This is a genomic window from Treponema pectinovorum (assembly GCF_900497595.1).
In the GTDB taxonomy this organism is placed as follows: Bacteria; Spirochaetota; Spirochaetia; order Treponematales; family Treponemataceae; genus Treponema_D; species Treponema_D pectinovorum.
The window spans coordinates 91,511-111,054 of sequence record NZ_UFQO01000005.1; the positions used below are offsets into that span (position 1 = coordinate 91,511).

The following is a 19,544-nucleotide window of genomic DNA, read 5'->3' on the forward strand; positions in this document are numbered from 1 at the left end:
GGAAGAGAAAAATGAACGAACTATTTAAGGTTGCAGACTATCGACAGACTTTAAGTGACGAAGAAAAGAAACTTCTTCGCGATAAGATTTACAAAAACGCATTGCTTGGAAAATTTATGTACGACACAAAAGAGGCGTCGGGCTTGCTGCATATCAGTTACGATGAAATTCAAACCCTGCTTTATTTTTATCGGCTCGATTGCACAGTGATTAGAACAATAATAAGAATCCCCTGGTGGTCGCTTGTAGAATATTTAACAGACCCAGCAGAAGACTTGGAGAATGAATTGCAAAACTATCTCAATTCAATCCCTCTAAAACGCGATAATCGTGCAGCATAGTACAGCCAGTAAGCAAATAACGCGATTTAGAGATGTTAAAATGGCACAAAAAGAAGGTAAAAACATGCAAAACAGCATTATTCAGGAAAACTACATCGATGAAGAAGCAGCAAACCAGTATCTTAATGATTGCTATAAAGGCGTGGATTTGCTTCCTAATGTGCCAGAAAAACTCACAGTACAGACAATGGCATCAGTTCTCGACATATCAGAACCTACAGTTTCCAGAATGATTACTGCACAGGAAATAAAACCATTCAAAAAGGATGTACTCAACTATATTCTAAAAAATATGCTGGTAAATCGTCCTATAATCGACACGCCAGAAGACAAAAAAGAGCCAGAAAAGTTTGCTCCAAAGCAACAAAAAAAATCAAAAACACCCCAGTTAGAACTACTTTTTTAACAAAAAAATGACCCAAAAAGCCCCATTTTATCCCAGATACCCCCACAAAAAAAATCATTTTTTCTTAGAATTTTTTACCAATTTTTTTTGCGATTGATATTTTGTCGCCGCACTTACGGTTCTTTTGATGAGGGAAACTGGAGTTCAGATGAGTGAAAAAAGGCTCTTCAACGATTTTTTTTCAGCACTTTTTCACGACCTTCCAGAAGCGGTTACGAGGGATATAATTTCCCCTGTAAAACAGGCAACAGATGAACTTCCTCATATCGTAAAAAAGATTGAAGATGAAATCGTGCTTAGAGAACTTGTTCCTTTGATGGACGATTTTTATGTTGATGAAATAAGATATTTTACGAGCGACGAATTTTCAAACAGAATTAGAATCAAAGATGAGAACGGAAAGTTTCAAGTAAAACACGTTGACTGGCAGGAACTAAACGAAAAATATAATTCCAAAGAATACGACCCAGTCGACGGAAGGACTGTAAGGTTAGCAGACCACATGAGTGCGCTCATAGAAGCAGACTCTTCAATAAAATACGGAATTACCAGCGAACATCTTCTAAGCGGCAAAATCAATACTCTAAATTGTTATTCCAAAGGCGAAGTTGTAAACGGAATCGAAATCAGAAACCTTTTTGAAGATATAGTAAGCGAATAGAATCGTAAAAATTTCTTCTCATCTACCTGTCATTTTATTCCGATAATACAAGAGGTATGGAATCGTCATTTTGTAAAAATTTAAAAAAATTTATCTTATCTTTTTCTATGGTTTTTGGAGGATTTTTTATTTATGCTTCTCCTGTTCATATTGTAGAAAAAGGCGATACTCTTTATTCAATAAGTAAAAAATATGAAGTTTCTGTAAAAGAGCTTGCAAGTGTAAATAAAATTGAAGGAACCGATATAAAAATTGGACAAAAACTCGTAATTCCAGTTTTGCATGATAAAAATGAAAAATCTCCTGTTCCTAACTCAAATAATTTATCATCCTATACAGTAAAAAAAGGCGACACTTGGTATGCAATTTCGAGACTTTATTCTGTAAGCGTAAATGAACTCTACAAATTGAACAATTCAAACGAAAGCGAAAGTTTAAAAATCGGGCAGAAGATAATCGTTCCGTTAAAGGAAAATAAAAATACTGTTGTTGCCTCTCAACCAGAAGTAAAAACTCCAAATTCGCAAGTTATAACGCCACCTTTAATAAAACCCGAAAATAATTTGCAACAAAATCGCAAAGGAGATTCCGACCTCGTCTGGCCAGTTGAAAAACCAGAAGTTACCTACATAAGCGGAAAAGTGAGCGGCGTTATTTTGAGTTCAAAAAAAGACGAAGTTGTAAAATCAATAAAATCTGGCACTGTGATGTTTAGCGGCTCGTACCGCGGTTTTGGAAATGTCGTATTCATTCAAAGTAAAACCGGCCACATCTATGCTTACACAGGGCTCGGAAAAGTTTTGGTCAGCAAAGGCGAATATATCGACTTTAAAACGGAAATTGGCAGGGCAGGCGTCGACAGTTATACCTCAAAAAATCAGATAAGCCTGATGGTTTTTCAAAACGGGCTTCCCATTGATCCTGCAAAAGCGCCACGAGGTTAGTTTTTGCTTAGCCTAAAATAATTTTATGAATTTTATGGGCGGCTTTTTGCTCCACTTCGTTGCACAAAAACCGGGCTATACGAGGCTTCGGCTATCGCCTACGACCAAACGCAATCATTTTTTTAATTCTTTAAAATTTGCTCGCAGTAAAACTGCGTTTTTTTTCAAAGATTGCAAACCCGTTTCATTGCGTTTGTTTTCGCTTGCGCTCACCTCTCCTACCCCTGCCGCTGTAAGCTCGCAGGTGGGGAGCGGGGCTACAATTAGACCCTGCCGCTCGTCGCGCAGGACGTGCGACTTTACAATATATGTAGACAGTTTTGCAAAAACAGTCATTCAAATAAAATCACGGAGGATTTTATTTGAAAACTATCCCTGCCGCTGTAAGCTCGCAGGCGGGGGAGCGGGGCTACAAGTAGACCCTGCCGCTCGTCGCACTCAAGTAGCGAGGTTTTACAATGGTTCAAATTTTACTTCTGCATCGCCATTTATCTTCTCTCGGATTATCACTTTTAAATCTTTGCATTGGAGTGTGTTCAGTCTTAAAATTTGGTCAAAGCGATTTTTGTATTCATCTTCAGTTTCGTCTATATCAGCGGTTTTAAAATAGATTCTAAGTTCGCTTTTCAAATATTCAATCATATCTAAAAATTTAATCTTCTTATTAAAGGTCATATCCTTTTGGATGTATTCGATAACTTCAAGGTTTGTTAAATTGCTCTTGAGTTTTGTTTCCATGATAGACCTCCTTTTAACGTAAAAACTTAAGTGATATTTTTAATTCAGTCTTCGAAATCAAAAAGTGCCTGAAAGGCAAGGCTCGAAACCTCACCTGATTTTTTTTGCTCGCTGTAAAGCAATTTTTGCTTCTTTGCAGGAAGCGGCATCTGCATCAAAGTTGTAAAGAGTGCCTTACATACTTTTGCATCCGAAAGCGCTCTGTGATTTTGCTCGGTTTCTATGTTAAATTGTAATGCCAAATCTGGCTGTTTCCAAGTTTTATTTTCTGGGAGGAGAGTGCGACTTAAAATAAGCGTATCAACTGCTTCGTTTGGAAGTGGCGAAAAACCGAGCCGTAACGCTTCTGCATTTACAAAGCGAAGGTCAAACTGGGCGTTGTGAGCGACTATTATTGCATCTTTGCAAAAATCTCGCAGATTAGGCAGAACATCTCTTATCTGCGGTGCAAATTGCAACATCGAATCTGTTATCCCTGTAAGCTGCGTTATAAAAGCAGAAAGTTTTTCATTTGGATTTACGAGGGTCGAAAAACTTTCTATAAAGCCATTTTTTGAAAATTTTACTGCACCAATTTCTGTTATGTGTTCCATTTCTGGATTTATCCCAGTGGTTTCTGTGTCGAGCGCGCAAAAAATTCTTCCAGAATCGTAGAGTTCTTTTATCTTTTTTATCGAGTTGATTATTTTTAAGCGAGGTCTTTCTGTCATCGTCATAAAAAATGCCCACGGAAAAATCCGTGAGCAAAGATTTTAAGCATTTTCCAAAATTGTTTTTATATCTTTCGTTATAGAATCGCAAACTGCACCAGAGGTCTTTTTTGCATCTTCGAGTGTAGTTGTAACTTCTGTTCTTGCATTGATATAAAATTTTATCTTTGGTTCTGTTCCTGAAGGGCGTGCAGAAACGATTGTTCCACCCTCAAGCACAAACTGAAGAACATTCGACTTTGGAAGAGCGATTTTTTCTTTTTTGTCTGGATTTCCTGGATTGAAAGAAATGCTTTCTTGTATGTCTTTTATGAGCAAAACTTTTTTTCCGCCCAAGGTTTTTAATCCTTCTTTTCTCAATTTTGCCATTATTCCAGCCATAACTTCTTTGCCAGCAGAACCCAAGAAGTTTTGAGAAATTGCACGGTCTTCAAAATATCCGTATTTTTCCCACATATCGTCGAGATGTTCGAGAATTGATTTTCCTTTTGATGTCCAGTACAAAGTCATTTCGGCACACATTGCAGCAGCAGAAATTCCGTCTTTATCCATAACTTCTTTTTCAACTTTGTATCCGTAAGATTCTTCAAGACCAAATACGTAATTTCCTTTTTTAGATTTTTCAAATTCGTCTTGAACGGCTGCAATCCATTTAAAGCCTGTAAGGCATTCTTCCATTTTTACGCCGTAGTCTTTTGCAATGTAGTCGCAGAATGGCGAAGTTACGATTGAACGGATTGCCATAGGATTTTCAGGCATTTTTCCTGTTTCTTTTCTGCTTAAAAGCACGTACTCGCAAAGGAGCGCTCCCATCTGATTTCCAGAAACAAGTACGAATTTTCCGTCTTTTGCAGGAAAGGCTGTTCCAAATCTGTCTGCATCTGGATCTGTTGCCATTACGCAGTCTGCTTTTTCTCTTTCGCCAAGCTCAACCGCAAGCTTTAGTGCTGGTGCTTCTTCTGGATTTGGTTTTTCAACTGTAGGGAATGCTCCATCTGGTTTTTTCTGCTGAGGAACGGTGATTACATTTAATCCCAAATCTCCCAAAACTTTTTCTACGTGCATAGCACCTGTTCCATGGAGAGGTGTGTAGACGATTTTTACGGAAGACGCTTTTTGTTTAATCAATTCTGGTCTAAAAAGCTGAGCCTTGCACATGTCCCAGAATTTTTCATCAATTTCTTTATCGATGAGAACCAAACTTCCTTCTTTTAAAGCCTGTTCTCTTGAAATTGTTTTTATCTCTTTAACCTGATTGACTTCGTTTATTATTCCTTCGTCATGCGGCTCTATTACCTGAGCGCCGTTGTCCCAGTATGCTTTATAGCCATTGTACTGAGGAGGATTATGCGAGGCTGTAACGACAACGCCTGTCTGAGCTTTTAATTCTCTTATTGCGTAAGAAAGTTCTGGAGTTGGGCGCAAGCCTGTAAAAAGATACGCTTTTATTCCGTTTGCGGCCAAGATGAGTGCTGTTGCTTCTGCAAATACATCGGAATTTTTTCTGCTGTCGTATGCGATAACTGCTCTTAAAGTTTTGTCCTTTGCTTTTTCAGGAAATGCTTTGATAACGTAATTTGCAAGTCCTTGAGTTGCAAGGTTTATTTCGAGCGTGTTCATTCGGTTTGTGCCACCGCCCATAACTCCTCTAAGACCGCCTGTTCCAAATTCAAGAGTTTGATAAAATCTGTCTTCAAGTTCTTTTATGTCGTTTTTTTTGATGAGTTCTTCCACTTCTTTGCGGAAATTTTCATCTTTTTCTTCCAAAATGTATTTTTTTGCTCTTTCTAAAATTTCTTCTTTTTCCATCTTCTTCTCCTTGTAAATAATAAAGTTTGCAACACAAACTTCAAAGAAAAAAGGAACACTAAATGATAGGCGTTTCTTTTTCAGTTGTTTTATAAAACTCTGCTAAGAATATAAATTTCCGCTTTGAGTTTTATTTTTCTATTTTTAATCTTTTGAATCTGCCATATTAAGCATACGAGTTTCCCAATCCAAAAGCCATTTTTCTTGTTCTGGCTTTTCGCCTTTTACATCGCACATAACTCTAAAAACAGACTCTGTGCCACTTCCTCGCATCCATATAAATGCTAAAGGTAAGCCTTCTTTATCTTTAAATATTATCTTTAATCCTCCATTTTTGCTAAGCGAATAATCTTTTACTCCTTTTGTTTGAATTGTTCCATTTGTGATTACAACCTGATAGTCATAAAATCCATAATCGTTTTGTAATTGATTGCACTTTTCTTTCCATTGAGACTCAAAAATCGTTTGAAATCTGCGTTTTAATAGCGAATGGTCTTTTGTGTTTATGTGCAGGATGGCTCTTTTTTCGCTTACCCCTGTTGTAGTATATTTTGGAAGCGTGTCTATAACATCGTGCAGAGAAAAATTTTCTTTGTATTTTTCCATCTGACCACTTTTTTCACACCATAGATGAAACAATCCCTTTATTTGATTTCCATTTATTACTTCATCTTTTAAAACCAAAAGTTTTACGAGTGCAAATATCGTGCTAAGTGGGTCGCGTACTGCAGAAGGGTGGGTTATATTGCCCCCATTTGAGCCTTCTCCCAAAATACGAACGATAAATCCTTTGTCTCGTTTTTCCCGGGCGAGATTTACTACATTTGCTTCTCCAACTTCTGCCCTAAAAACTTCTGCTCCAAACGCTCCAGCAATTTCTTCTATTCGCATAGAAGTAGGGCCGTTTACGGCAACAGCAATTTTAGATTTTTGTGAACTGCTCGAATTAAGATCAATTATATTTGAAGAGTCAGTCAAATATTGTTCTGCTTTTTTTGCAAGTCCCTGTTTTTCTTCAAATTGCTCTTGATAAAACAAAAATGCAATTTCTGCAAGCACGCAAAGTGCAAAAACTTCCTGTGCTTTTAGGACAACCGCTTTATTTTCAACTTCATCCCAATAAACGAGATTTCCTCTGTCGCCATCGCAATCTGGCATATATCCCAAAAGACAGGATTTTTCGCTTTGCTTCTGTCGCTTTTCAATTTCGGATGCTGCCCAAACTAGATTTTCTGGTTCTGGAATTATAGCATGTTTAATTTCTCCTGGAGAATTTGAAAGCGCATGTAGTTTGATTCCGCATTCGTTTAAAAATGAACTGTCTATGGATAAGGTTCTTGCAGAGCCATTCATGTCTGCAACTACGCTTATAGGAGTTTTGAGAAGGCTTTGCCTAAGTCTTGCAAAAAGAGTGTTTTGTTTAAAAAGCTCTGAGCTTCCTGCTATTACATGTTTTGAAAAATTCCTGTAAGAGTTAAGGGCTGCATTTTTTGTAGAGGCGGATTCTGCTAAAACCCAGTCGAAATCTGCAATAGGGCAGGAAGATATCAAAGTTTCCGCATAAGAGTGAATATCGCTTTGTGCACATTTTTTTTCAAATTCTTTTACAATTTTTGAATTTTCTTCTGCACTTAAAACTCCACCGTCATTAAGCCCAAATTTTATTCCATTGTGTCCAATTGGATTGTGGCTTGCAGAAATATATACAAAGGCGTCGAGAGTGCGGGCGTATGCCATTATCTCTGGAGCGGCGATTACGCCTGCAAATACGACCTGAACCTTTTTTGCTAAAAAAACTTTTAACATGGGATTTGCTAGTGCAGGACCTGTAGGTCTAGTGTCAAAACCTAAACATATTATTGGTGATTTTTTTTTGGAAAGTATGTAGTCAGCAAAGGAATCTGCCACTAAAGCGGCTATTATCCTGTTTTCATTTCCTATCTCTGCTGAATTATCTTCTTCGTTTCCAGATTCGCAAAAAACTTTGCGCCAGCCAGAAGCGGATGTAATCATCTTGTGTTCCATAACTAACAAGATTTTACCATCTTAGGCCGTTATTCGCAATAAATTAAAAGACTTCCAGATTATAGGTTTGAGTTTTTTCCTTGCCAAGAATATCGGCAATTATCAGCGTAATCTTCGTTTTTCCTTTTGGAATTGAAATTTCTGCTAACAGTTGTTTTTTTGAATCTGGATATATCAAAGCAGTCGGATAATTTTTTTTACCTTTGGTACAAAGTTTTCCTTCTATTTGAACTATTGTGTCGTACGTTATGGTATCTGCAAGTGCACCGTTTACTAAAACTGTAGTCTTATATGGCATCGCTCTTTCCTGCCTGTCTGCATATAAAAGATAGGTTCCGCTTGCGATTTTTTTTTGACTTGAAAAATCGATTTCTGCACCTTTTTTGTTTATGGCACAAATATTTGAAAGGTTTAATGGGAGTTCATTGCCAAAGCGAGGCATCAATATTCTAGGATTTAAAATAGTTTTTGAGACAAGGTCAATTACTTGAAATTCCAACAAAGCATTTTTTTCTTGCCAGCCAGATATTCCACATTCGCCCAAATCCACCGCTTTTTCCACTTTGTCCAAAAGGTATCGCTCATTTTGACCTTGCGAATCGAGATTTGCATAAACCGTCAAAAGTTTGTCATCGTGCATCTGCAAAACAGCGTTACCAAGAGTGCTTTCAAACAGGAAAGGCTCTTCATCATGCTCACTTAAAACCATTGTAACGTAGCCTTTTTCCACGGTTTTTATTTGTGTGCTGCCGCTAAAAATTAAAGAAGAACTTAAAAGCGAGCCGCGCAGTTGTGCAAAATATGTAAAGAAACTGTCCGACATTATTTCGTTTTGCGGCCAGTCAAAAGCAAAGGTCGAAATTGAACTTAAAATTATAAATGCAAAAGAAAGTATTTTTTTCATTTTGTTACCTGTATTCTATGTCGATTCGAGAGATTGAAGAATCTTTTACAATAAAAAGTGAATTTTCTTTTACGGTTATGAATGCATTCTGTGCTTTAAACTTAGTGCTTCCCGCGTATAAATCGTTGTTTTGAATCAGCGAAATGCTGTAAAAATCATTTTTTTTGCTTAAAACAAAAATCGATTTTTTGTCTTGAGTTTCTTGAATTGAAAGTATATGTCCGTCTATTTTAATGTGCTTTGATTTTTGATTTTTTATGTTTAAAACACCAAGACAATTTTTTTGAGCGTAATAGCAATAGTTTGAATCTTCTGAAAATTTTATCAAAACTTGTCTTTTTGTCTGACTTTCTAAAAATTCATGAAATAAAATTTTTGTCAACGTGCCTTCTTTTTTTGCAAGAACGAATCTCTGCTTTTCCTGCCCCGTAATTGCCGCTGTTAATTTTGCGTCATCGCTTACAGCAATTCCTAAAACCGCTGGATATTCACTTCCGCCAGGAGAAAAACTGCTTTCGATTTTTCCGTCGTCGTTAAAGGTAATAATAGAGCCGTCTGCGTATCCTGCTGCGGTGGCAGACTTTGAAGTTGCAAAAGCCGTTATTGGAACATAATTTTCAAACTGCCAGATGAGTTTCCCTCTGTCATCGAGAAAAGCGAAGCTGTTTCCGCCCGGAAGCATAAGATATTTTTTTTCGCCTTGAAAAAAAGGAAAACCTTGTGCGTTTATAGAACCTTTTTTTTCGTCTGTGCTTGAAAATATTTCCATCTTTTTGTCGCTTGAACCATAGATGCAGTAATCGTTTTTGCTTATCGACGCTTTATAAGGATATGTTTTTATAGAATAGATTTTTCCTTCGCTAGAAAAATATCCTAAAACTTGTCCAATTTTAAAAGGAATCAATTCCTGTGGGGATATCTCTTTTAAAGAAGAGTTTTGTTTTGAAGAATCTATTGTCCAAACTGTTTTAAAATGCAGTTCTTTTTGAAGAGGTCTAATTGCAAGAAATATATATACAACAGATGCAAAAATGCAAACTGGCAATATGAAATTTACTTTTTTGTTCATAATTTATCGTATATCGTTTAAAACCTAAGGTCAAGAATGTGATAACTTGACAAAATACCGTAATAAATGCAAAATCTTCTAGAATTTATCAAAAATTAACGCTTTTGCGAGTTTTACAGGAGCCTAAAATATGGAAGACGATATCCTTACTATTGAAGAAGTTGCAAAATATCTGCGTGTTTCTGAACGCACTGTCTATGATTGGGCGCAGAAAGGCGAAATTCCTTCTGGAAAAATTGGAACTGTTTGGCGTTTTAAAAAGACAGAGATTGAAAAATGGGTGAATGAAAGGCTTTCTTCAAATCAGAAAAAAGAGGCTGCTTCTCCAGCTGTAATCGTAAAAAATATCCTTTCTCCAGAAAGAATCGTTTTTATAAATCATTCTACAAAGCGAGATGCACTCGTAGAACTTGCAAACAATTTGAGCACTGCCCCTCAGGTAAAATACAAGGATGAACTTATAAGCGAGATTTTAAAGCGCGAAGAATTGATGTCTACAGCGATTGGTCGTGGAATTGCAATTCCGCATGTAAGGCTTTCGTCTGTTACGGATTTGGTGATGAGCGTTGGAATTTGCCAGAACAATTTGATTGACTACCAGTCGATAGATGAAATTCCTGTTCGAATTTTGATAATGATTGCAGCCGCATATAATCAGCACACATATTATCTTCAAACCCTGAGTTTTTTTAGTTCAAAACTCAAAGAAAAAGTTTTGCGAGATAAGCTTTTGCAAACAAAAACAGCAGAAGAAGCGTATGCTCTGTTGATTCAAGAAGACTGATTTTATTCGTAAAGTTCAACAGGAATCCACTTGCTGCGGTCTTGCATGTCGCCACTTATCATACCGAATGTAAGATTTTGAGCGGTGGTTTCTCCAAAAAGATAATCCTTTTTGTCTAAATTATAAGCTTGTCCCAATTTTCCTTCTAAAAAAGCTGCAACCATAGCATGACTGTACGTGTTTGAAATCAGCATTATAGAATCTATATCCATATTTTTGTAAAGGCACATCAAAAGCATTGAACGGCTGTCGCAATCGCTTCCTTTGCCCAAGAGTGTGTCTGGAATATTTAAGAGGTCTGCCTTGTCTTTTGTTGTGGATCTTCTTTGGTATTCTAAGTTTTGGGTCCAGGTTAAAAGTTTTTGTGCGATAAGTGCTTGGCTGTCTTTTTTTTCCTGTTCAGAAAGGCTGTCGTAAAGGTTTGTGTATATGTCAAACGCGGCTTTTTTTAATCTTCCTGCTGCATCCTTTGCTATAATTCTGTAAAAGCGCTGCCATGCTTCTTTCCAGCACTTTTGATTTATAAAGATTTTAAAAACTTCAAATTCTCTGTCTATCACAAATTGATTTGCTTCGCTGTCATCTTTATCAAGGCTTGTAGAAATATTTTTTCCGTCGATTTTTAATTCTACTTTTTGATTTTGAGTTTTTGGGAAGGCGAAATTTGTTATAATCCCTGCTTCTGCAAAACTTGCCCTATCAATCATGACGCAGTCTAAAATGGAAAGCATGAATTGCTCTATGTCGTGAAATTTTTCCTGTGGACAAAAACATAAAACCGTAAGAAAGTCGTTTGTTTTTTGCAAAGGAGCGCAAATCCCCCAGCCTGAAGTTTTTTGTCCAATAGCTTTTTCGTCTGTGGTGAATTTTGCAATGGAACAGTCTGCGTTTCTCCATCGTATTTTTGAAATTTCTGCATTTCCAGAAAGTTTTTCTACAGTTGAACTCAAAGCCAAATCTGATGAATTGTATTTTTCACCTTCCCAGACTCGTATTATTATTTGCACTGAAAGGAGCCTGTGTTCAAATAAGACAGAACGCTCGTCGCTTGAACAGTCTGCAATTTCAAACATCTCTGGCAAATCGATGGAATAATTGAATACGCTGCTTGAAACTAGCTCTGCGCTTGCTTTTGAAGAAAAAGTCAAAAAAATCGCTGCAAGGACAAAATAAAATCGGATTTTTCCGCTAAATTTATTCATTTTTATTCCTCCAAAAACTTCTATAAAAAAAAATCAACTTAGGCTATATTAAAAGTCGGATGAAAAAAACGCAAATCGTATACGAAAATCAAGAAATTCTCGTCATAAATAAGGAAGCAGGAATAAGCGTGCAGGGCGGAGAAAAAATTGCTCATCCTCTGGACGAAGAACTTTCCAAGCAACTCGGCTATAAAGTTTTTTTGGTTCATCGCCTCGACAAAGAAACTTCTGGTCTTATGATTGTCGCAAAATCTTCAACGGCGGCTTCAAAATGGATTTCGTTGATTTCAAGCAAAAAAGTGAAAAAAGAATACACTGCAATCTGTTTTTTTGAGCCTGTTATAGACGGCAAAAAATCTTTTGAAGGAAAAATTACCGACAGCATCGAAAAATCTGGAAAAACTTTAACTGCGCAAACCTATTTTAAACTTTTTGCGTCCAAAGAAATTTTTTTAGATGATGAAAGCGTAAAAATTTCTGCGCTTCACCTTACGCTTGGAAGCGGAAGAATGCATCAGATTAGAATCCACCTTGCAAAAGCTGGCTGTCCAATAGTGCAAGATGACAAGCACGGAAATTTCAAATTGAATAAAAAAGTTAGAGCTTTGGGTATAAAAAAACTCTGCCTTGCTTCTACAAAACTTACGATTCCAAATGAAAAAGAAAATCTCGTTTTTGAAATAGAACTTCCAGAGCACATGAAAACCGCATTGGCTCTATTGACATAGTTTTTGAGCGTCGCTATACTCAATCTAACATTTTAATAGAGATATTTGAATGGATCCGAAACAACGGGTCCATTTTTATTTTATAGGACGAAGACAAAAATAATGGAATACATTGCGCTTGATTCACAGCCACATTATGCAGAATGCGAAGAGATTGCCAGTTCATTGGGCTATCACCTTGTTGAATTGAAAATTTCAAAACAGGGCAGCACAACACGTATCCTTGCTGTCATAACAGGAGAAGATTCCACAGCAAACATTGGAATAAACGACTGTTCAAAAGTTCATCACGCTCTGCTTCCAAAAATCGAAGAAATTCTTGGAACCGACGACACCTATATGGAACTAACTTCGCCTGGCATGGAACGCAATATAAAAAATGCTGCAGAATTTGCCCTTTTTAAAGGCAGGCAGGTTAGAGTTTGGGATAAAACGATAAGCGACTGGGTTGGCGGAAAAGTTATTTCTGCGGATAAGGCTTCAGTTACTTTAGAAGTTGCACAGGAAGACGGTTCTTTTGTTCAAAAAACTGTTTCTTATGCAGATATAGCAAAGGCAAAATTTATTCACTTATAATTTTTTTAAGGAGGCTTGAATTATGTCAGAAATGGCAGAGGCAATCCGTGAACTAATCGAGGAAAAAGGTTTTTCGGAAGAATCGGTCAAGCAAACAGTAGAAAACGCAATAAAGGCAGCGTATAAAAAGACGTTTGGAACTGCGGATAACTGCGAGGTAAAATTTGCGGACGATTTGTCCGATGTTTCAGTTTATTCCCGAAAGGTAATCGTGGACGGAGTTTACGATCCTGTTACAGAAATTGAACTTGAAGATGCTCTTAAGATGAGCGATGAATGCGAAGTTGGAGATGAAATTCTTATATTAATAGATCCAAAAACTTTTGAACGTTCCGCAGTTTCTACAGGAAAACAGGCCGCACACCAGGGATTGAGCGAAAGTCAAAAGACAAATCTCTACAACGAATTTAAAGATAAAATTGGCGAAGTGATAATCGGCTATTATCAGCGTGAGTACAATGGAAATATCTATGTAGATTTGGGCAAGGTTGAAGGAGTTCTTCCTAAAAAATACCAGAGCCCAAGGGAAGTTTATCAAAAAAGCGATCGCATAAAGGCGGTTGTTGTTGATGTAAAACCTATTTCCTCTGGCGTTCAGCTGGTTTTGAGCCGCACAGATCCAAAATTCGTGCAGTCAACGCTCGAACTTGAAGTTCCAGAAATCGAAGACAAAACTGTAGAAATTTTTAAGATTGTTCGCGAAGCAGGCTACCGCACAAAGATAGCAGTTTTTTCTAACAAAGAAGAAGTTGATCCTGTTGGTGCTTGCGTAGGTCCAAAGGGCGTGCGTATTCAAAATGTTATTCGTGAACTTGAAGGTGAAAAAATCGATGTCCTTCGTTACGATCCAGATCCTGTTGTATTCATAAAGAATGCTCTTTCGCCTGCGGAAGTTGAAAAAGTTTTGATAACAGATGAAGAAAAAAGGCAGGCACTTGCAATCGTAAACGAGAGTCAATTCTCACTTGCTATTGGTAAACAGGGACAAAATGTTCGCCTTGCAAACAGGCTTTGCGATTGGTCAATCGATGTAAAAACAGAAGAGCAGGCGGCAGAAATCGATTTGAGTCAGTTTACTGCAAGAAAAGCCGCAGAGCAGTTGTTTAGCAACAGTGCGGATGAAGCCCAAGTCGAAGAGCCTGTTTCTACCATTAGTGAACTTTCTGGAGTTGATGCAAATGTTGCAAAAGCTTTAAAAGACGCAGGCTATGATGATATTCAGGACTTTGTCGATGCTTACGAAGAAGGAACTTTAAAAGTTGAAGGCGTAACACAAGAGCAACTTGACGAAGTGAATAAAATCATCTGCGATGTTGTAGAGTTTGTCGAAGAGGAAAATCCAGAAGATAGTCAACAAGCAGAAGATGAATCAAAAGATTCTTCTGAAGAAGATGATACTGCTCAAGATGAAGATTATTTTTGTCCTGAATGTGGTGCAAAAATCACTTTAGATATGCACAAATGTCCTAATTGTGGTGTTGAATTTGAATTTGAATGATAAATCGCTGTAGAATAATAAAAGCGATAAGAAAAAGTACGAGAAATTAAAAAGAGGTAAAGCGGATATATGGCTGAAGAATTAGAAAAAAAGCCCGAGTTTGTATTGAATAAGAAAAAGTCAGAACTTCAAGAAACAAAAAGTTCTGTACAAGATTCTGCAAGTCAGGCTCAAAAAGAAAAAAAGAAGGTTGTAGTAGTAAAGAGAAAAGTACCGACTCAACCACAAAGAGCTCCAGTTCAATCATCGACTTCGGGAAATTTGCAGACAGGCACAGAGCAAAAAACTGTTCGTCCTGTTCCGGTGGTAAAAAAGTCAACAAATTCTTCGCCATCAACTTCTGAAAATCACTCTCAGTCGTCCAGTCAAAAAACTTCTGGACAAACTCGTACAACTTTCGAAATTGCATCAACTCGGCCGAATGTAAAGGCTGGCAATCTTTCTAATCGTTCTCGTGGTGGTTATCGCTCTGGAAATGGCGGTGGATATCAAAATCGTGAAGGCGGTTACAATAATGGCTATTCTTCTAACAGAGGGGAAGGCGGCTTTAAAAACCAGAATAGGGAAGGTGGGTTTAGAAACAACTACTCTAATGGACAAAGAACGGGTGGTTTTTCTGGTGCTCAAGCTCGCGAAAATTATCAAAATCGCGACAAAAACCAAGCTACCGGGGGATTTAATCGCACAGGAAATAGCGGTTTTAACCGTGGTGCTCAAGGCGGTGGATTCAATCGCTCAGGAACAGGTGGACGTCCAGGTTTTGGTGGCGCTCGTCCTAATGGTTCTAGACCTGGTTTTGGCGGAAGTCGCACTGGCTTTGGTGGAAAACCAGCTTTTGGTGGCGAAAATGTTGCATCTGCAATTCCAGAACAGAAATCTTTGGGCAAAAAAGCATTTAAAGGCAAAAAACAGGTCTACAGTCGAAAAGATAAAGAAGAGCTCTTTGATGAAGAAGAACTTTACAAGAAGAAGGCTTCAATTCCTGCAAGCGTAGTTCCTAAATCTATAGATATAATGGAATCCGTTTCTGTTTCAGACCTCGCTAGAAAGATGAATTTAAAAGCAAATGAGATAATCGGAAAACTGATGTCTATGGGAATTATGGTTACGATAAACCAGAGCATAGATTCGGATACTGCAATTTTGCTTGCTGCAGAATACGGCTGTGAAGTTCATCTTGTTTCTCTTTATGACGAAACTTTGATAGAAAGCGACAAGGGCGAAGGCATGGAAGAACTTCCTCGTCCTCCTATTGTTACAGTCATGGGACACGTAGATCATGGTAAGACAAAGACTCTCGATGCAATTAGAAAAACAAATGTTGTTGCTGGCGAAGCTGGTGGAATCACTCAAAAAATCGGTGCTTATCAGGTTAAGACTGAAAAAGGCGTTATCACCTTCCTCGATACTCCAGGACACGAAGCATTTACTATGATGCGCGCTCGCGGTGCTCAGATAACAGATGTCTGTGTTTTGGTTGTTGCCGCTGATGACGGTGTTATGCCACAGACTTTGGAAGCGTTAAGCCATGCAAAAGACGCAAAAGTTCCAATCATAGTTGCAGTAAATAAAATTGATAAACCAGAAGCAAATCCAGACAGAGTTATGACGCAGCTTTCGGAAAAAGGACTTACTCCAGAAGAATGGGGTGGAGACACTCAATATGTAAAAATTTCTGCTTTAAAAGGCGAAGGCATAGATGAACTTCTTGATGCGATTCTTTTGCAGGCGGAAATGCTTGAATTAAAAACTCATTGGGGAACTCGTGCCGAAGGTAAAGTGATTGAATCGCGCGTAGACCAGGGACGCGGTGTTGTTGCAGACGTTATGGTTTTAAGCGGAACACTAAAAGTTGGAGATCCTTTTGTTGCAGGTATTTACTCTGGTAGAGTTCGTGCAATGTTTAACGACAGAGGAGAAAAAGTTATAGAAGCAAGTCCTTCAATGCCTGTAGAAGTGTTGGGCTTGGATGAAATGCCAAATGCAGGTGATCCGTTCCAGGTTACAGAAAGCGAACGCGACGCTAGAGATATTTCAAATAAAAGACAGGAACTCAAGAGATTTGAAGCAGCAAAAGCTGTTAAAAAAGTTACTTTGGACAACCTTGTTTCTACAATCGAAGCGAGCGAAGTTAAAGAACTCAGAGTTATCATAAAAGCAGACCTTCAAGGTTCAGCTGAAGCGCTCAAAATTTCTCTTGAAAAACTTTCTACACCAGAAATTCGCTTGAATGTTATCCATTCTTCAGCAGGTGCAATAAACGAAAGCGATGTAACTTTAGCTTCTGCCGATGAAAATGCAATCATAATCGGCTTTAACGTTCGTCCTACAGCAAAAGCGAAGATGCTTGCAGATGAAGAAAAAGTTGAAATTCGAAAGTACAACATCATCTATAAATGTGTTGAAGAAATTCAAGCGGCTATGGAAGGGATGTTGCGTCCAGATACGATCGAACAGAATATCGGTACAGCAGAAGTTCGAAACATCTTTAAAGTTCCAAAGGTCGGCGTGATTGCAGGTTGTTATGTTACAAATGGTCTTGTAAAAAAGAGCGCAACTGTAAATCTCATCCGCGAAGGAATTGTAAAGTGGACAGGAAAAATCTCCTCGCTTAAAAGATTCAAAGACGATGCGAAAGAAGTAAAAGAAGGCTTTGAATGCGGAATAAGTTTGGAAAACTGGCAGGATATTCAAGTTGGAGATCAACTTGAGTTTATTGAGTATGTAGAAATTGCAAGAAAACTCGGTGAATCTCTCGTAGACGAAAAAGCTGCTGCAGAAGAAAAAGCAAAAGCGCGTATAGAAGCTGCAAAAGCAGAAGCACAGGCTGCTCATGAACAGGCTTTAGCAGAAGAAGCGGAAGCAAAAGCCAAAGCCAAGGCAAAAAAAGCTGCAACAAAGGCTAAAAAGTCGGATTCATCAGAAAACGCAGGAGATGCTGAATAATGGGTGAGTTTAGACTTGCAAGGTTAGGAGAGCAGATTCGCGATGAGATTGCAAAATTGATTTACACTCAAAAGATAAAAGATCCGCGAGTTTCTACTTTTCTAACTGTAAACAGGGTTGAAGTTGCTGCAGATTTAGCTTATGCAAAGGTCTATGTTTCCAGTTTTTTGCCAGAAGGTCAAATTATAAAAGGCGTTGCAGGATTGAACAGTGCAGCAGGCTTTATTCAGACTTCAATCGCAAAAAAACTTACGATAAGAAAATTCCCAAAACTCACTTTTATAGCGGACAATTCTATAAAAGAGGGTTTTGAGATGGTTCATAAACTCAATCTGCTAGAAGCAGAGGAAAATGAAAACAGACAAAAACAGTCACAATAGCGGCGATTCTTCTATTCTGCTACTTGCAAAGCAGGCAGGAGAAACGAGTTTTTCTTCGCTTACGGCAGTAAAAAAATCTCTTAAAACATCAAAAGTTGGGCACACTGGAACTTTAGATTCGTTTGCAGACGGACTTTTGGTGGTTTTGACTGGAAAATTAACTCGTCTTGTTCCTCATATAACAAATTTTAACAAAACTTATCTTGCTTTAATTGAATTCGGAAAAGGAACCGATACTTTAGACCCAACAGGAAAAGTTATTGCACAAGGTCTTGTTCCAGACGAGAAAATTGTGCTTCAATCCCTTAAAAAATTTAAAGGCGAAATCCAGCAGATACCTCCAGCTTTTAGCGCACTTCATGTAAATGGAAAACGTTCCAGCGATTTGTGCAGGGCAGGCGAAAAGGTTGAACTTGCTCCAAGAAAAATTACAATTCATTCGATAAAACTTTTAGATTTTTACGATAAATACGCGCTCATCGAAGTTTCATGTTCAATGGGAACTTACATCCGCGCCCTTGCACGAGATATTGCAAAAGAATGTGGCACTGTTGCTCATCTAAAAGCGTTAAGGCGAACGAGCGTTGGTCCATTTTTGTTAAAAGATGCAGCAGGAGCGGATAAATTAGGACTTTTTACGATAAGCTCTCTTATCAATAAAAACGAAAACGACTTTGTTGGCCGTCAAGACGATTCTGCCTTTTTGGAAGAGATAAAAAATTCGGCAAAATCGATGACAGTCGAAATCGCAAAATTTTGTGGTTTTACGCCTGCTCTTTTATCGCGTGCGTATGTGCAGGATTTTTCTAACGGAAGGACTTTAACGAATCACTCTTTTTATTATGAATATAAGCCTGCAGAAAACTGTGAATTTGCGGTTTTCTATCCTGATTTAGTTTTTGCAGGCGTGGTTAAAAAAAATAACCGAAAATTGAGTTATGGTTTTGTAATTCCGACTCGCGAGGAAAAGATAAAAGTTTATTCGTGGGAGCAAATTTTTTCGGATAAATTTTCAAAGGAATTTAAAAGCAAAGGAGTGGCCTTGTCCATTGGGAGTTTTGACGGAACTCACATCGGGCACGACAGCATTTTCGATTCTATCCTTGAACGGAAAGATTTAGTTCCAGGAATCGTTACCTTTCGTCATTCTGCGAGATTTTCGACAGAAAAGAATTCTTATAAAGGCGATGTTTCCAGTTTGAGTCAACGCATGGAATTCTTTATCCGTAAAGGATTTAGCTTTGTCGTTGTCATTGACTTTTCTGATGATTTTACTAAAATTGAAGGCAGCGATTTTTTAACCGTTATAAAGAAGAATTGCAATTTAAAATACCTTTGTGAAGGCAAGGATTTTACCTGCGGTTACAAAGGCTCTATAGATGTAAAAGCTTTAGGCGATTTCTGCTTGAAAAACAATATCGAGCTGAATGTTGTCGATTTTGTTGACTACTTGGGCAGAAAAGTTAGTTCTTCAAGAATCCGAACGGATGTTTTGGAAGAAAAATTTGAAGCGGTAAAAATAATGCTTCATAAGTCATTTGAACTTGATTGTGCAGGTTTTGAATGGGAAAAAGAAGAAAAAGACGGACAGCATTGGCTTGTCGCAAAAAAAAGGGGGATTCAAGTTTTTCCTCCAGACGGACAATATAAAGTCCAAATAGAAACGGTAATTTCTGGAAGCGAAGAGATTTCCGTAACAAAAACTGTGCTTTGCAAATTGGATTCTGGTTTACTTCGCGTGCTAGATTCTGATGGGTCGCTCAGTGGTTTTGTGCGGGCAATTCAATTTGGTTAACCCAGAGAAAATAAATTTTAAGGAGTAA

At 37.9% G+C, this 19,544-nt stretch carries 17 protein-coding genes and 1 pseudogene; 11 read left to right on the plus strand and 7 right to left on the minus strand.

Going from position 1 to position 19,544, the window contains the following annotated elements:
- Positions 1 to 11 precede the first annotated feature (11 nt).
- From FXX65_RS08355 to FXX65_RS08370, 4 genes and pseudogenes are all read left to right on the plus strand, one after another.
- Positions 12 to 341 (plus strand): hypothetical protein, encoded by a 330-nt coding sequence (locus FXX65_RS08355; RefSeq protein ID WP_147613836.1) that lies wholly within the window; start codon positions 12 to 14, stop codon positions 339 to 341.
- 40 nt (positions 342 to 381) lie between these two features.
- Positions 382 to 747 carry a helix-turn-helix domain-containing protein gene (locus tag FXX65_RS08360; protein ID WP_147615891.1) on the plus strand — a complete coding sequence of 122 codons (366 nt, stop codon included), beginning with the start codon at positions 382 to 384 and terminating at the stop codon, positions 745 to 747.
- A 109-nt stretch (positions 748 to 856) separates the two neighbouring features.
- Positions 857 to 1,408, plus strand: a pseudogene (locus tag FXX65_RS08365) (YfbR-like 5'-deoxynucleotidase); the annotation flags it as partial.
- Between the two features lie 56 nt (positions 1,409 to 1,464).
- Positions 1,465 to 2,352 (plus strand): M23 family metallopeptidase, encoded by an 888-nt coding sequence (locus FXX65_RS08370; protein WP_147615893.1) that lies wholly within the window; start codon positions 1,465 to 1,467, stop codon positions 2,350 to 2,352.
- A 453-nt stretch (positions 2,353 to 2,805) separates the two neighbouring features.
- Here FXX65_RS08370 and FXX65_RS08375 read toward each other — a convergent pair whose 3' ends face one another.
- From FXX65_RS08375 to FXX65_RS08400, 6 genes are all read right to left on the minus strand, one after another.
- On the minus strand, positions 2,806 to 3,090 hold the full coding sequence (locus tag FXX65_RS08375; RefSeq protein ID WP_147614082.1) for a hypothetical protein: 285 nt from the start codon (positions 3,088 to 3,090) through the stop codon (positions 2,806 to 2,808).
- Between the two features lie 44 nt (positions 3,091 to 3,134).
- Complete coding sequence (locus FXX65_RS08380; protein ID WP_147615894.1) at positions 3,135 to 3,806, minus strand: 3'-5' exonuclease; 672 nt, start codon at positions 3,804 to 3,806, stop codon at positions 3,135 to 3,137.
- A gap of 36 nt (positions 3,807 to 3,842) precedes the next feature.
- Complete coding sequence (locus FXX65_RS08385) at positions 3,843 to 5,609, minus strand: phospho-sugar mutase (RefSeq protein ID WP_147615895.1); 1,767 nt, start codon at positions 5,607 to 5,609, stop codon at positions 3,843 to 3,845.
- Positions 5,610 to 5,753: 144 nt separating this feature from the next.
- Complete coding sequence (locus FXX65_RS08390; protein WP_246104367.1) at positions 5,754 to 7,634, minus strand: phosphoglucomutase; 1,881 nt, start codon at positions 7,632 to 7,634, stop codon at positions 5,754 to 5,756.
- A gap of 43 nt (positions 7,635 to 7,677) precedes the next feature.
- Complete coding sequence (locus tag FXX65_RS08395; RefSeq protein ID WP_147615896.1) at positions 7,678 to 8,538, minus strand: hypothetical protein; 861 nt, start codon at positions 8,536 to 8,538, stop codon at positions 7,678 to 7,680.
- Positions 8,539 to 8,542: 4 nt separating this feature from the next.
- Entirely contained in the window at positions 8,543 to 9,607 is a 1,065-nt protein-coding gene (locus tag FXX65_RS08400) for a hypothetical protein (protein ID WP_147615897.1), read from the minus strand.
- A gap of 130 nt (positions 9,608 to 9,737) precedes the next feature.
- Here FXX65_RS08400 and FXX65_RS08405 point away from each other — a divergent pair, with 130 nt between their 5' ends.
- Complete coding sequence (locus tag FXX65_RS08405; protein WP_147615898.1) at positions 9,738 to 10,391, plus strand: PTS sugar transporter subunit IIA; 654 nt, start codon at positions 9,738 to 9,740, stop codon at positions 10,389 to 10,391.
- Between the two features lie 2 nt (positions 10,392 to 10,393).
- Here FXX65_RS08405 and FXX65_RS08410 read toward each other — a convergent pair whose 3' ends face one another.
- Positions 10,394 to 11,593 carry a hypothetical protein gene (locus FXX65_RS08410; RefSeq protein ID WP_147615899.1) on the minus strand — a complete coding sequence of 400 codons (1,200 nt, stop codon included), beginning with the start codon at positions 11,591 to 11,593 and terminating at the stop codon, positions 10,394 to 10,396.
- A 59-nt stretch (positions 11,594 to 11,652) separates the two neighbouring features.
- On the opposite strand from FXX65_RS08410, the gene FXX65_RS08415 reads away from it, so the two are divergent.
- The 6 genes from FXX65_RS08415 to truB all read left to right on the plus strand — a co-directional run bounded on the left by FXX65_RS08415 (position 11,653) and on the right by truB (position 19,516).
- Positions 11,653 to 12,321: an RluA family pseudouridine synthase gene (locus tag FXX65_RS08415; RefSeq protein ID WP_147615900.1), complete on the plus strand. Its 669-nt coding sequence runs from the start codon at positions 11,653 to 11,655 to the stop codon at positions 12,319 to 12,321.
- Positions 12,322 to 12,423: 102 nt separating this feature from the next.
- Positions 12,424 to 12,897: an LSm family protein gene (locus FXX65_RS08420; RefSeq protein WP_147614090.1), complete on the plus strand. Its 474-nt coding sequence runs from the start codon at positions 12,424 to 12,426 to the stop codon at positions 12,895 to 12,897.
- 22 nt (positions 12,898 to 12,919) lie between these two features.
- Positions 12,920 to 14,395 (plus strand): transcription termination factor NusA, encoded by a 1,476-nt coding sequence (gene nusA / locus FXX65_RS08425; RefSeq protein WP_147615901.1) that lies wholly within the window; start codon positions 12,920 to 12,922, stop codon positions 14,393 to 14,395.
- Positions 14,396 to 14,464: 69 nt separating this feature from the next.
- Entirely contained in the window at positions 14,465 to 17,341 is a 2,877-nt protein-coding gene (gene infB, locus FXX65_RS08430; RefSeq protein WP_147615902.1) for a translation initiation factor IF-2, read from the plus strand.
- Positions 17,341 to 17,721, plus strand: a complete 381-nt coding sequence (gene rbfA, locus FXX65_RS08435; protein WP_147614093.1) for a 30S ribosome-binding factor RbfA — start codon at positions 17,341 to 17,343, stop codon at positions 17,719 to 17,721. The genes infB and rbfA overlap by 1 nt, the downstream gene beginning before the upstream one ends.
- Positions 17,693 to 19,516 (plus strand): tRNA pseudouridine(55) synthase TruB, encoded by a 1,824-nt coding sequence (gene truB, locus FXX65_RS08440; RefSeq protein WP_147615903.1) that lies wholly within the window; start codon positions 17,693 to 17,695, stop codon positions 19,514 to 19,516. Before rbfA ends, truB begins: the two co-directional genes overlap by 29 nt.
- The last annotated feature ends 28 nt before the right edge of the window (positions 19,517 to 19,544 follow it).

Coding starts and splice junctions, on each gene's coding strand:
- FXX65_RS08355 (WP_147613836.1), top strand. CDS start 12: ATGAACGAACTATTTAAGGTTGCAGACTATCGACAGACTTTAAGTGAC.
- FXX65_RS08360 (WP_147615891.1), top strand. CDS start 382: ATGGCACAAAAAGAAGGTAAAAACATGCAAAACAGCATTATTCAGGAA.
- FXX65_RS08370 (WP_147615893.1), top strand. CDS start 1,465: ATGGAATCGTCATTTTGTAAAAATTTAAAAAAATTTATCTTATCTTTT.
- FXX65_RS08375 (WP_147614082.1), bottom strand. CDS start 3,090: ATGGAAACAAAACTCAAGAGCAATTTAACAAACCTTGAAGTTATCGAA.
- FXX65_RS08380 (WP_147615894.1), bottom strand. CDS start 3,806: ATGACGATGACAGAAAGACCTCGCTTAAAAATAATCAACTCGATAAAA.
- FXX65_RS08385 (WP_147615895.1), bottom strand. CDS start 5,609: ATGGAAAAAGAAGAAATTTTAGAAAGAGCAAAAAAATACATTTTGGAA.
- FXX65_RS08390 (WP_246104367.1), bottom strand. CDS start 7,634: ATGGAACACAAGATGATTACATCCGCTTCTGGCTGGCGCAAAGTTTTT.
- FXX65_RS08395 (WP_147615896.1), bottom strand. CDS start 8,538: ATGAAAAAAATACTTTCTTTTGCATTTATAATTTTAAGTTCAATTTCG.
- FXX65_RS08400 (WP_147615897.1), bottom strand. CDS start 9,607: ATGAACAAAAAAGTAAATTTCATATTGCCAGTTTGCATTTTTGCATCT.
- FXX65_RS08405 (WP_147615898.1), top strand. CDS start 9,738: ATGGAAGACGATATCCTTACTATTGAAGAAGTTGCAAAATATCTGCGT.
- FXX65_RS08410 (WP_147615899.1), bottom strand. CDS start 11,593: ATGAATAAATTTAGCGGAAAAATCCGATTTTATTTTGTCCTTGCAGCG.
- FXX65_RS08415 (WP_147615900.1), top strand. CDS start 11,653: ATGAAAAAAACGCAAATCGTATACGAAAATCAAGAAATTCTCGTCATA.
- FXX65_RS08420 (WP_147614090.1), top strand. CDS start 12,424: ATGGAATACATTGCGCTTGATTCACAGCCACATTATGCAGAATGCGAA.
- nusA (WP_147615901.1), top strand. CDS start 12,920: ATGTCAGAAATGGCAGAGGCAATCCGTGAACTAATCGAGGAAAAAGGT.
- infB (WP_147615902.1), top strand. CDS start 14,465: ATGGCTGAAGAATTAGAAAAAAAGCCCGAGTTTGTATTGAATAAGAAA.
- rbfA (WP_147614093.1), top strand. CDS start 17,341: ATGGGTGAGTTTAGACTTGCAAGGTTAGGAGAGCAGATTCGCGATGAG.
- truB (WP_147615903.1), top strand. CDS start 17,693: ATGAAAACAGACAAAAACAGTCACAATAGCGGCGATTCTTCTATTCTG.